The following is an 11,447-nucleotide window of genomic DNA, read 5'->3' as shown; positions in this document are numbered from 1 at the left end:
GGTTGATTTCGATTTGTGCGGCGGGGGGGCAAGGTGTGACGGCGATCATCGAGCGCTGAAAGAACAAGAATCCCCTCTCCCAAAGGGAGAGGGGATTCCAAAGGTTACTCAGGTACGGAACCGCCGCACCAACCCATCCAGCTCATTCGACAACCCCGCCAGACTCTGCGAATCCAGCCGCGCCGAATTCGCCAGCTCCGCCACCAGTTGCGCATCACCATGAATCTGGCTGATGTGCCGATTGATGTCCTCGGCCACCTGATGCTGCTCTTCCGCCGCAGTCGCAATCTGCGTGTTCATGTCGCGAATCACATCCACCGACTCACGAATCTGCCCAAAGCTCTCCCGCGCCTCGCCAATCCGCGCCACCGATTGCTGCGACACATCAAGACTGGCGCGCATCTGCTGAGTGACCGCGCTGGTACGTTTGGCCAGATTGCCCAGCAGCCCGTCGATTTCCGCCGTCGAATCCGCCGTGCGTTTGGCCAGTGCGCGAACCTCATCGGCCACCACCGCAAAACCACGGCCTTGCTCACCGGCCCGCGCCGCCTCGATAGCCGCGTTGAGTGCCAGCAGGTTGGTCTGTTCGGCGATGGAACGAATGGTGCCGAGGATCGACTGGATGTCGTTGCTGTCGCGTTCCAGTTGTTGCATCGACTGCGCCGACTGCTCCAGTTCCTGGCTCAGTTGATCGACGCTGTGCACCGCCGCATCGATCTGCTGCTGACCTTCGCGGGCCTGGCGCTGGCCGCTGTCGGCCGACTCCGCTGCCTGGCTACAAGAGCGGGCGACTTCGTTGGCGGTGGCGACCATTTCGTGGAACGCGGTCGAGACCATGTCCACCGCTTCGCGCTGGCGTCCGGCGGCTTCGGCCATGTCGCCGGAAACCCGGGTCGAACTCTGCGAAGTGGCGAGGATTTTCCCGGCCGCGCCGCCGATGTGCTGGATCAGGCTGCGGATCGCGGTGAGGAACTGGTTGAACCAGTTGGCCAGTTGCGCGGTTTCGTCGCTGCCACGGATGTCGAGGTTCTTGGTCAGGTCGCCTTCGCCCTGGGCGATGCCTTCCAGACCGCTGGCCACGCTGCGGATCGGCCGCACGATGAGGCTGGCGAAACTGGCGCCGACCACGGCGAAGAACACCGCCAACACCGCAGCGATGATTGCGATCAGCCAGGTCAGTTGAGTGGCCGAACTCATTACGTCGTTCTGTTTGATCAGGCCGATGAAGGTCCAGCCCAGTTGCTCCGAGGGCCAGACGTTGGCCATGTAACGTTCGCCGTTGAGCTCGACTTCCACCAGCCCTTTACCGGCCTTGGCCAGTTGCGCGTAGCCGTCGCCGAGGCTGTCGAGTCGTTTGAAGTTGTGCTCCGGTTGCTTCGGATCGACCAGCACCGTGCCGGTGTTCTCCATCAGCATCAGGTAACCGCTTTCACCGAGCTTGATCTGTTTGACGATCTCGGTCAGTTGCTTGAGCGACACGTCAATGTTGACCACGCCACCCTGGGCGCCCAACTGGTTGGCGACCGCGCGCACGGTGCTGACCAGAACCGCGTCGTCGCCGGCCCAGTAATAGGCCTCGGTGCGCAGGGTCTTGCCCGGGTTGGCCATGGCGGTCTTGTACCACGGGCGGGTGCGCGGGTCGTAGTTGGCCATCTTTGGATCGCCCGGCCAGAAGGCATAGCCGCCGCTGTTCAATCCATAGGACACGTAGGAGTAGGCCGGGTGGGATTTGGCCAGCCCTTCGAACAGTGCAAACAGTTGCTTGTCGATCTCGCCATCGGAGGTATCGGCGGCGTTGGCGCTCATGCGGCTGCGAACGCTGCCGTCGGCGTTCTTCACCAGCGGTTGCGTCGCCAGGTAATCGACGTTCTGGCTGATGCCGTCAAAGAAAAGCTGCATGGCGTTGCTGACCTGACGGATCTCGCGCCCGCTGCTGTCGACAAAATCGTCCCGGGCATCGCTGCGCAGGTTCAGTACAACCAGCGTGGCGACCAGCACCACGGGCAAGCAGGCGATGATTGCAAACGCCCAGGTCAACTTCTGTTTGATGTTCATCCGCGCTCCAGATTTTCTTGTAGGCCCACGCAGTGCAGATGACTCGCGGTTATTGGCAGCCGAAAAACGTTGTTTTCCACCCGTTTCCTTGAGTGCGACATCGAAGATTTTTTTGGAACGATTGTCGGACAAATTCCTCTGTCTCTGAGGAATTCGGCTGCCGGAGGGGGAAATTGAGGCCGGAAGAGAAAATTCTTACGAGCTGCGTGCAACGGGATGTCAGATTCTGTCGCAAATGCCCTCAAGTCCTGTCGCCAACAACCTCGACAGCCTCGGCTATGATTCGCAGCGGCCGATAAAGCGGCGGATCGGCCCGGTTTATCCGGCACAGTGTGTGCATCCACAGGTTCACAGGTCGGCAACCCCTCCCCGTGATGCGAGGATTGCCGTATAACGAATGACATTCGCGTGTTTGGTAATAAAGGACCCACAATAAAAGCTGATGAAGACTCCAAAACGCATTGAACCCCTGATCGAGGACGGTCTGGTCGACGAAGTGCTGCGTCCACTCATGAGTGGCAAAGAAGCAGCTGTTTATGTGGTGCGCTGCGGCAATCAGTTACGTTGCGCAAAGGTCTACAAGGAGGCGAACAAACGCAGTTTCCGCCAGGCGGCCGAGTATCAGGAAGGCCGCAAGGTTCGCAACAGCCGACAGGCCCGGGCGATGGCCAAGGGGTCGAAATTCGGTCGCAAAGAGACCGAAGACGCCTGGCAGAATGCCGAGGTCGCGGCGCTGTTTCGTCTGGCCGGCGCGGGTGTGCGAGTGCCCAAGCCCTACGACTTCCTCGACGGCGTGCTGTTGATGGAACTGGTGGCCGACGAATTCGGCGATGCCGCCCCGCGTCTGAACGACGTGGTGCTGGAGCCGGATCAGGCCCGCGAATATCACGCGTTCCTGATTTCGCAGATCGTGCTGATGTTGTGTACCGGTCTGGTGCACGGTGACCTCTCGGAGTTCAACGTGCTGCTGACGCCGACCGGCCCGGTCATCATCGACCTGCCGCAAGCGGTGGACGCCGCTGGCAACAACCACGCGTTCAGCATGCTCGAGCGTGACGTCGGCAACATGGCGTCGTACTTCGGTCGCTTCGCCCCGGAGTTGAAGAAAACCAAATACGCCAAGGAAATGTGGGCGTTGTACGAAGCGGGTACGTTGCACCCGGCCAGCGTGCTGACCGGCGAGTTCGACGATCCCGAGGACCTGGCCGATGTCGGCGGGGTGCTGCGCGAGATCGAAGCGGCGCGTCTGGATGAGGAGCGCAAGCAAGCCATCCGCGCGGCGGACGACGAACCCAAGGGCAAGTCCGACGAACCGCCTCCGCCACCGTGGATGCAGTGAGCATCTGAAAAAGAAAACCCGGCTTCGGCCGGGTTTTACACATTCAAGGATTGATTGTGACCACCACTTCCCGCAATGCCCGGCTGATCATTACGGCGCGGCTGATTTCCGATTTCGGCGCGTTCCTGAACATGGTGGCGCTGGCCACTTATGTTTACCTGCTGAGCAACAGCGCGATGAGCGTGGGGATTTTTCTCGCCAGTCGCGTGGGCGGCGGGATTTTCGCCAGCCTGATCGGCACCGCGTTTTATCGTCGATGCAGCGGTCGTTTGCCGTTGATTGCCTTCGATCTATTGCGCGCCACAGTGCTCGGTTTGTTGCTGATCGTGCCGGTCAGTCAGCAGGCGTTGTTGCTGCCGCTGATTGCGTTCGGCCTGGGCTTTGGTAATTCGATGTTCGCCATCGGCCTCAACAGCCAGTTGCCGCGCTTGATCGAGCCGGCGCAGTTGCTCAAGACCAATGCCTGGATTACGTCCGCCTCTTCCATGGCGATGGTCGGCGGCAGTCTGGTGTCGGGGTTGCTGGTCGCGGGATTTGGTTTTGAAACGGTGTTCGCGCTGAACGCGGTGACCTATGTGTTGGCGGCAGTGTTGATTGCGCCGCTGCGGTTCAGTGCACCGGAGCCGGTGGTTGAATCCAGCGCTAAACAGGGTGAATGGTCGGCTCTGCTGCAAGGGCTGCGCAGTGCGCCGGTGGTGGCCGCGATGCTGGCGGTGACCATGGCCGACACCCTTGGCAGCGCTGCTCACAACGTCGGCTTCCCGATCATCTCCAAACTGCTGACGCCGGATTCAGCCAGCACCACGCTGGGCCTGATGCTCGCGGTGTGGGCCGCCGGCAAGCTGCTCGGCGCGCGGATCGCCAGTCGCCTCAATGGCTCGGAAAACATTCATCTGGAGCGCCGCTACTTCGGCGGCGTGCTGCTGATGTCCTGCGGATTCATCCTGATGTTCCAGCAGCACAGCGTCGTCGGGTTGTTGCTGTTTTCGCTGCCGGCCGGATTGGGTGACGGATTCTCGGAAGTCGGCCTGATGTCACGGCTGCAACGGGAACCAGAACCCCTGCGCCTGCCGATCTTCAGTTTCCTGACGCTGTTGCAGATGACCGGGTTTGGCGTCGGCATGCTGATCGCCGCACCGTTCTATTCGTGGTGGGCGCCGGGTGCCGTGGTGCTGCTGTTCCACGGCATTCCTCTCGCCACAGTGTTGTCGATGAAAATCCTGCTGCTCAGGCGCGAGCGGGTTGCGCGCAGCAGCCCGACGCCAGTTCCTTGAGGATCGGGCAGTCCGGGCGATGGTCGCCGTGGCAGTGCTCGACCAGATCCTGCAGGGTGTCGCGCAGTTCGCCGAGTTCGCGGATCTTCTGATTCAGCTCGTCGATGTGCTGGCGGGCCAGGGCCTTCACATCGGCGCTGGCGCGCTGGCGATCCTGCCAGAGTGTCAGCAGCTTGCCGACTTCCTCCAGCGAGAAACCCAGGTCCCGCGAGCGCTTGATGAACGCCAGCGTGTGCAGGTCATCGTCGCCGTAGACGCGATAGCCGCTGTCGGTGCGATGGGCGGCTTTAAGCAGACCGATCGACTCGTAATAACGGATCATCTTCGCGCTCAGGCCACTGTGGCGGGCCGCTTGGCCGATGTTCATCGGTTGTCCTCCAGATCCTCGGGTTTCCAGGTTTTCAACAGTAGCGCATTGCTCACCACGCTGACGCTCGACAGGGCCATCGCCGCGCCGGCCAGCACCGGATTGAGGAAACCGAACGCCGCCAGCGGAATGCCGATCAGGTTGTAGACGAAGGCCCAGAACAGGTTCTGCCGGATCTTCGCATAGGTCTTGCGGCTGATCTCCAGCGCGGCCGGCACCAGCCGAGGGTCGCCGCGCATCAGGGTGATGCCGGCGGCGTGCATGGCCACGTCGGTGCCGCCGCCCATGGCGATACCGATGTCGGCGGCCGCCAGCGCCGGTGCGTCGTTGATGCCGTCGCCGACCATGGCCACGACCCCGGTTTTCTTCAGCTCGGCGACAGTGGCGGCTTTCTCCGCCGGCAGCACTTCGGCATGGACGTTTTCGATGCCCAGCGCTTCGGCGACCACCCGGGCGCTGCCGCGGTTGTCGCCGGTCAGCAGGTGGCTGTGGATATGCTGGGCCGCCAGTTGTTGCACCGCGTGCAGCGCGCCGGGCTTGAGGGTGTCGCCGAAGGCGAACAGACCGAGTACGCGGGGCTCGGGACTTTGCTCGATCAGCCACGACAGCGTGCGGCCTTCGGTTTCCCAGGCCTTGGCGGATTCGCTCAGGTTTGCGGCGTTCAGACCGCTTTCCTCCAGCAAGCGCCGGTTGCCCAGCGCCAGGCGCCGACCGTCGAGGCTGCCGGCGATGCCGCGCCCGGTCAGGGACTGGCTGTCGCTGACATCCGGTACGTTCAGACTGCGTTCGGCACAGGCATCCAGCACCGCTTTGGCCAGCGGATGTTCGCTGCCGCGTTGCAGTGCGCCGGCCGCTGTCAGCAGGGCGTTTTCGTCACCGTCGATCGCACTGAAATGCGCGATGCGCGGCGTGCCGGAGGTCAGGGTGCCGGTCTTGTCGAACACCACGGCGCTGACTTCATGGGCACGTTCCAGGGCTTCGGCGTCCTTGATCAGAATCCCGTGCCGAGCGGCCACGCCGGTGCCGGCCATAATCGCGGTCGGTGTCGCCAGACCAAGGGCACACGGGCAGGCGATTACCAGCACCGCGACGGCGTTGATCAACGCGGTTTCCAGCGGCGCGCCGTACAACCACCAGCCGATCAGCGTGGCCAGGGCCAGTAGTAACACGGTCGGCACAAACACCTGACTGACTTTATCCACCAGTTTCTGGATCGGTGCTTTCGCCGCCTGAGCGTCCTCCACCAGACGGATGATCCGCGCTAGCACGCTTTCCGCGCCGAGCGCCGTGGTGCTCACCAGCAAGCGGCCTTCGCCATTGATTGCCCCGCCGGTGACCTTGTCGCCCGGCTGTTTGGGTACCGGCAGGCTTTCGCCACTGATTAACGCTTCGTCAGCGTGGCTTTGGCCTTCCAGCACTTCGCCGTCCACCGGGAAGCGTTCACCGGGTTTGACCAATACGAGGTCACCGAGGCGCAGGGCGCTGATGGCGACGTCCTGTTCGCGGCCATCGATGACTTGAATCGCCCGCTCCGGGCGCAACGCTTCCAGTGCGCGGATGGCGCTGGCGGTCTGGCGTTTGGCGCGGCTTTCCAGGTATTTGCCGAGCAGCACCAGAGCGATGACCACCGCCGAGGCTTCGAAATACAGGTGCGGCATGCGCCCGGCAGCGGTCGCCCATTCATAGAGACTCAGGCCATATCCGGCGCTGGTGCCCAGCGCTACCAGCAAGTCCATGTTGCCGGCGCCGGCGCGCACAGCTTTCCACGCGGCCACATAAAAACGTGCACCGAAGATGAATTGCACCGGAGTGGCGAGGGCGAACTGCGCCCAGGCTGGGAGCATCCAGTGAATGCCGAACGGTTGCAGCAGCATCGGCAGCACCAGCGGCAAAGCGAGGGCGATGGCGCAGATCAACGCCCAGCGTTCATGGTTCAGGCGTCGCTGGCGATTGTCTGTTTGCGGGTGTTCGAGTTCGAAGAGACTGGCCGAATAACCGGCCTTGCTCACGGCGGCGATCAGGGTTTGCGGGTCGACCGCGCCGAGCAACTCAAGATGAGCGCGTTCGTTGGCGAGATTGACGCTGACGCTTTTCACCCCGGCAACCTTGTTCAGGGCGCGCTCGACGCGACCGACGCAGGAAGCGCAGGTCATGCCGTCGATGTTCAATTCCACGGTGTGCTGCGGCACGCTGTAACCGGCGCGTTCGACCGCTTCCATCAGCGCCGGCAGGCTGTTGCCGGGGGCCTGCACCCGGGCCTGTTCGGTGGCGAGGTTGACGCTGACGGCACTGGCGCCGCTGACTTTGCTCAACGCCCGCTCGACACGACCGGCGCAACTGGCGCAGGTCATGCCGCTGATGGGCAGATCGAACGTGATGGAATCGGACATCGGTCGTACTCCCTGTAGAAGATGCCTACAGGATCAACCTTGCCATGCTGGCAAGGTCAAGCACCAGTTTCCCCTACCGGCTACCCGCTACCGCTCGCCCGCCCGATCATTCCCACGCTCCGCGTGGGAATGCAGCCCGGGACGCTCTGCGTCCCAAAGCGTGACGCAGAGCGTCACAAGAGGCATTCCCACGCTGAGCGTGGGAACGATCAGCGCGATCAGAGGGAATCAGTAACCGAGACCGGTCGGCTTGAGGTACATGCCTTCCTGGTTCATCGCGATGCGGAATTTCAGGATGTCGCCGGCATGCAGTCTGATCTCCTGCGAACCCGGCGCGAGCATGCCCGGGTTGCAGCCCGGCATTTGTCCCGGCAGCAGTTTCAGGCGCAGCGAGACATTGCCCGGCGGCAGGTTGAACGACGTGCTTTGCTCCTGGAACAGGCGCGCCGACAGTTGATCCTGGATGTACACGCCGATTTCGCACGAGGTCGCCACTTCCAGGCGCTCGCGGGAAATGATCAGCACCCCGTAATCTTCCCCGGCGGCATGCACCGAAGGGATCGCGGCAAAGAGGCTGAGAAAGCCAAACAGGCTGAAAGCTGACCAGCGCATGGCTGAATCTCCTGAATTCATGTCATTGATGCATGCAGCTTGGCCGAGCGCGGCGACGATTGCCAGCCCGGCAGTTTTTTGCAGAACTTGACCTTGCCATCGTGGCAAGCCCGAAACTGCCGGCAACCTCACTCAAAGGAGTCATTCCATGCAAGTGTTCACTGTTGAAGGCATGTCCTGCGGTCACTGTGTCAAAGCCGTCACTCAGGCGGTGCAGAGCAAGGATCCGGCCGCCAGCGTGCGGGTCGATCTGGCGGCGAAGGAAGTCGGCGTCGAAAGTGCGTTGAGTCCCGAGCAGGTCATCGAGGCGATCAGCGAAGAAGGTTATGCGATCAAACTCGCCTGAACTTTTTAATAGTTAGCGAGCTACCGGAATGTTCAAGGCGTCTTCGCGCGGCTAGACTGTCGGGCTGCACTCTCTATTAAAGTGCCCTCCCAATGCCTGCCGAACGTGGACGCCTGATGAACTTCCGTACCCTTCTGATTCTCGGTGCCCTGACCGCTTTCGGTCCGTTGGCGATCGACTTCTATCTCCCCGCGTTTCCCACCATGGCGCTGGCGTTCGGCACCGACGAGAAACACGTCCAGCTGACGCTGTCGGCCTATTTCTTCGGCCTGTCCATCGGCCAACTGGCTTACGGGCCGGTAGCGGATCGTTTTGGCCGGCGGATTCCGCTGCTCATTGGTCTGACGCTGTTCACGCTGGCGTCAGTGGCCTGCGCCTATGCGCCGAATCTGGAATGGCTGATCGGCGCGCGGCTCGTGCAGGCGCTGGGCGGTTGTGCGGGGATGGTGATTGCCCGGGCGGTGGTCAGCGACAAGTGCGACGCAGTGGGTTCGGCGAAAGTCTTCTCGCAACTGATGCTGGTGATGGGGCTGGCCCCGATTCTGGCGCCGATGCTCGGCGGTCTGCTGGTCAACACGACGGGGTGGCAGTCGATCTTCCTGGTGCTGACCGGTTTCAGCGCCCTTGCCGGGCTGGCGGTGGCCCTCGGCCTGCCGGAAAGTCTGCCGGCGCATGTTCCGCGTCAGCCGCTGTCCGGCGCTTTGCGCCAGTACGGCCGGCTGCTGGCGGATCCGGTCTACATGGGCCATGCCCTGACCGGCGGCATCGCCATCGCCGGGATGTTTGCCTACATCGCCGGTTCCCCGTTCATTTTCATCAAGTTGTATGGCGTACCGGCCGAGCACTTCGGCTGGCTGTTCGGCACCAACGCGGCCGGGTTCATTCTGGTGGCACAGGTCAATGCGCGACTGCTGGCCAAACGTGGTCCGGCGTTCCTGCTGTCGCGGGCGGTCTGGGTTTACCTGGGCGCCGGGCTGACGCTGCTCGCGGTCAGCGCCTTGCACACCGAGATGCTGTGGCCATTGCTGATTCCATTGTTCATCTGCGTGGCCAGCCTTGGCTGCATCAGCCCCAATGCGGCAGCATGTGCGATGAACGGGCAGGGCGGTCGCGCCGGCAGTGCTTCAGCGTTGCTCGGCAGCATGCAATTCAGCGTCGCCGCCGGGGCTTCGGCGCTGGTGGGGATCCTGCACGATGGCACCGCCGTGCCGATGGCCATCGTCATCAGCTTGTGTGGTTTGCTGGTGGTGTGCGCAGCAATGCTCACCCGGCGCATGCAGAATGCCCGGGCGCTGGCAAAGGCGCAGGCCGAAGTCTGAACGGAAAAACTCAGCCGACAGCGCGTTGCTGGCCGAGGTCGGGAATCTGATGGGGCGCGCAGATACGCGCTTCGAGGGTGCGAGTGAAGGCGCGAGCTTCGGCCTCACTGCGGAAGGTCACGGCGTGCTGGTCGAGACGAACTTGCCACTGGGACTTTGCCACTTCTTTTATCAGGATCTTCATTGCTGACCTCCCGTACGTAAAAGATTGCATCGCAGAGGACTCGATTGTAGTCCTGAATACGATCGCAATTGTGACAAGGGTCAAGCATCTGACTGACGGCAAAAAAACACCGCAGCCCCCGAGCCAGCCACATCGGAGGCTGGAGAAGGCTGCGGTCTTGCGGATTTTAGAAACCTTCTAAAACAATTTTCCCCTTGGCCTTGCCGCTTTCCAGCAATTCATGGGCGCGGCGCAGGTTGCTCGCGTTGATCGTGCCGAAGTGCTCGCCGACCGTGGTTTTCAACGTCCCGCTGTCGATCAGCCCGGCCACCCGGTTGAGCAGTTTGTGCTGCTCGATCATGTCCGGCGTTTCGAACAGCGAGCGGGTGTACATGAACTCCCAATGCAGCGACAGGCTCTTGCGCTTGAGTTTGGTCACGTCCAGCGCCTTCGGATCATCGATCAGCGCCAGTTTGCCTTGCGGCGCCAGGGCCTCGACCAGTTGGTCCAGGTGCTGGTCGGTCTGGGTCAGACTGGCAACGTGGGTCACCTGGGTGACACCGGCGCGCTTCAGTTCTTCGCTCAACGGCTGGCTGTGATCGATCACCAGGTCAGCGCCCAGCTCGGTCACCCAGTCGCGGGTCTCAGGGCGGGAGGCGGTGCCGATCACCTTGAGTCCGGTCAACTGGCTGGCGAGTTGGGTGAGGATCGAACCGACGCCGCCCGCCGCGCCGACGATCAGCAGGCTCTGGCCTTCATCGGTATTGCCTTCGCGAATCTGCAGGCATTCGAACAACAGCTCCCAAGCGGTAATCGCGGTCAGCGGCAGGGCGGCGGCTTCGGCGAAGCCGAGGGTTTTCGGCATATGGCCGACGATTCGCTCATCGACTACGTGCAATTCACTGTTGCCACCGGCCCGGGCGATGGAGCCGGCGTAGAACACCTTGTCGCCGGCCTTGAACAAGGTCACTTCACTGCCGACCGACTTGACCACACCGGCCACGTCCCAGCCCAGCACCTTGGCGGCGCCGCCGTCCGGCGCGACGTTCTGGCGAACCTTGGTGTCCACCGGGTTGACCGAAATCGCTTTGACTTCCACCAGCAGGTCGCGAGGGCCGGCTACCGGCTCCGGCAGTTCGATATCTTGCAGGGATTTTTCGTCGTTGATCGGGAGCGAGGCGTAATAGGCGATGGCTTTCATGGAGAACTCCGAAAGTGAATAAAGGAAGGCTTCAGGCGATGACGCGCAGACGCTTGAGTTCGAAGTGTTCGAGGAACGCCTCGGCCTGGCTGCGGAAATGCTGGATATGGGCGCTGGCATCGTGGGCTTGCAGGGCTTCGTCGCTGGCCCACTGCTCGATCATGTAGAAGGCCAGCGGATTGGCCAGGTCCTGATGCAGGTCGTACTGACCGCAACCGGCTTCGGCGCGGGTCGGTTCGATCAGGGCACGCAGGTGCTGTTCGAGGGCGTCCTGCTGGCCAGGTCGGGCAATCAGGGTGGCGATGGCGGTGAAAGGCTGGGACATGTTCGACTCCGGGACGGGATGAATTCGATGGATGGCATGATTGGCTATTTCTGCCG

At 62.3% G+C, this 11,447-nt stretch carries 11 protein-coding genes and 1 pseudogene; 4 read left to right on the top strand and 8 right to left on the bottom strand.

The genetic code is table 11. The features are described 5' to 3' along the window. Positions 1-108: 108 nt before the first annotated feature. A complete protein-coding gene (locus CAF90_RS30000) occupies positions 109-837 on the bottom strand; it encodes a methyl-accepting chemotaxis protein (protein WP_371320909.1) in 729 nt (242 codons plus the stop codon). 129 nt (positions 838-966) lie between these two features. Further along, positions 967-1,899 (bottom strand): annotated as a pseudogene (locus CAF90_RS29995) (cache domain-containing protein); the annotation flags it as partial. 598 nt (positions 1,900-2,497) lie between these two features. Here CAF90_RS29995 and CAF90_RS28870 point away from each other — a divergent pair. After that, complete coding sequence (locus CAF90_RS28870; RefSeq protein WP_007958482.1) at positions 2,498-3,394, top strand: PA4780 family RIO1-like protein kinase; 897 nt, start codon at positions 2,498-2,500, stop codon at positions 3,392-3,394. Positions 3,395-3,450: 56 nt separating this feature from the next. Further along, positions 3,451-4,668: an MFS transporter gene (locus CAF90_RS28865; protein WP_085609270.1), complete on the top strand. Its 1,218-nt coding sequence runs from the start codon at positions 3,451-3,453 to the stop codon at positions 4,666-4,668. Here CAF90_RS28865 and cueR read toward each other — a convergent pair. The 3 genes from cueR to CAF90_RS28850 form a co-directional block, all read right to left on the bottom strand. Then, positions 4,622-5,035 carry a Cu(I)-responsive transcriptional regulator gene (cueR, locus tag CAF90_RS28860; RefSeq protein ID WP_007958485.1) on the bottom strand — a complete coding sequence of 138 codons (414 nt, stop codon included), beginning with the start codon at positions 5,033-5,035 and terminating at the stop codon, positions 4,622-4,624. The two genes, CAF90_RS28865 and cueR, sit on opposite strands and share 47 nt — an antisense overlap. Then, complete coding sequence (locus CAF90_RS28855) at positions 5,032-7,425, bottom strand: heavy metal translocating P-type ATPase (RefSeq protein ID WP_085609269.1); 2,394 nt, start codon at positions 7,423-7,425, stop codon at positions 5,032-5,034. The genes cueR and CAF90_RS28855 overlap by 4 nt, the downstream gene beginning before the upstream one ends. A gap of 228 nt (positions 7,426-7,653) precedes the next feature. After that, positions 7,654-8,037 (bottom strand): hypothetical protein, encoded by a 384-nt coding sequence (locus CAF90_RS28850; protein ID WP_085609268.1) that lies wholly within the window; start codon positions 8,035-8,037, stop codon positions 7,654-7,656. Positions 8,038-8,185: 148 nt separating this feature from the next. Between CAF90_RS28850 and CAF90_RS28845 the strand changes: the two genes are divergently transcribed. Next, positions 8,186-8,383 carry a heavy-metal-associated domain-containing protein gene (locus tag CAF90_RS28845; RefSeq protein ID WP_085609267.1) on the top strand — a complete coding sequence of 66 codons (198 nt, stop codon included), beginning with the start codon at positions 8,186-8,188 and terminating at the stop codon, positions 8,381-8,383. Positions 8,384-8,499: 116 nt separating this feature from the next. After that, positions 8,500-9,702, top strand: a complete 1,203-nt coding sequence (locus CAF90_RS28840) for a multidrug effflux MFS transporter (protein ID WP_085609273.1) — start codon at positions 8,500-8,502, stop codon at positions 9,700-9,702. 10 nt (positions 9,703-9,712) lie between these two features. Here the strand turns inward: CAF90_RS28840 and CAF90_RS29610 are convergent, their stop codons facing one another. From CAF90_RS29610 to CAF90_RS28830, 3 genes are all read right to left on the bottom strand, one after another. Then, positions 9,713-9,886, bottom strand: a complete 174-nt coding sequence (locus CAF90_RS29610) for a hypothetical protein (protein WP_011332306.1) — start codon at positions 9,884-9,886, stop codon at positions 9,713-9,715. 166 nt (positions 9,887-10,052) lie between these two features. Continuing rightward, the gene (locus CAF90_RS28835) at positions 10,053-11,066 is read right to left on the bottom strand and encodes a zinc-binding alcohol dehydrogenase family protein (protein ID WP_085609266.1); all 1,014 of its coding nucleotides are present in this window, start codon (positions 11,064-11,066) and stop codon (positions 10,053-10,055) included. Positions 11,067-11,097: 31 nt separating this feature from the next. Beyond that, positions 11,098-11,391 carry a putative quinol monooxygenase gene (locus CAF90_RS28830; protein WP_085609265.1) on the bottom strand — a complete coding sequence of 98 codons (294 nt, stop codon included), beginning with the start codon at positions 11,389-11,391 and terminating at the stop codon, positions 11,098-11,100. Positions 11,392-11,447: the final 56 nt, after the last annotated feature.

The sequence above is a fragment of the Pseudomonas sp. B37(2017) genome (assembly GCF_002112885.1).
Taxonomy (GTDB): Bacteria; Pseudomonadota; Gammaproteobacteria; order Pseudomonadales; family Pseudomonadaceae; genus Aquipseudomonas; species Aquipseudomonas paraglycinae.
This window is presented reverse-complemented; position numbering and strand designations above follow the sequence as displayed.

Coding starts and splice junctions, on each gene's coding strand:
- CAF90_RS28845 (WP_085609267.1), top strand. CDS start 8,186: ATGCAAGTGTTCACTGTTGAAGGCATGTCCTGCGGTCACTGTGTCAAA.
- CAF90_RS28830 (WP_085609265.1), bottom strand. CDS start 11,391: ATGTCCCAGCCTTTCACCGCCATCGCCACCCTGATTGCCCGACCTGGC.
- cueR (WP_007958485.1), bottom strand. CDS start 5,035: ATGAACATCGGCCAAGCGGCCCGCCACAGTGGCCTGAGCGCGAAGATG.
- CAF90_RS28850 (WP_085609268.1), bottom strand. CDS start 8,037: ATGCGCTGGTCAGCTTTCAGCCTGTTTGGCTTTCTCAGCCTCTTTGCC.
- CAF90_RS28870 (WP_007958482.1), top strand. CDS start 2,498: ATGAAGACTCCAAAACGCATTGAACCCCTGATCGAGGACGGTCTGGTC.
- CAF90_RS28835 (WP_085609266.1), bottom strand. CDS start 11,066: ATGAAAGCCATCGCCTATTACGCCTCGCTCCCGATCAACGACGAAAAA.
- CAF90_RS28855 (WP_085609269.1), bottom strand. CDS start 7,425: ATGTCCGATTCCATCACGTTCGATCTGCCCATCAGCGGCATGACCTGC.
- CAF90_RS30000 (WP_371320909.1), bottom strand. CDS start 837: ATGGTCTCGACCGCGTTCCACGAAATGGTCGCCACCGCCAACGAAGTC.
- CAF90_RS28840 (WP_085609273.1), top strand. CDS start 8,500: ATGAACTTCCGTACCCTTCTGATTCTCGGTGCCCTGACCGCTTTCGGT.
- CAF90_RS29610 (WP_011332306.1), bottom strand. CDS start 9,886: ATGAAGATCCTGATAAAAGAAGTGGCAAAGTCCCAGTGGCAAGTTCGT.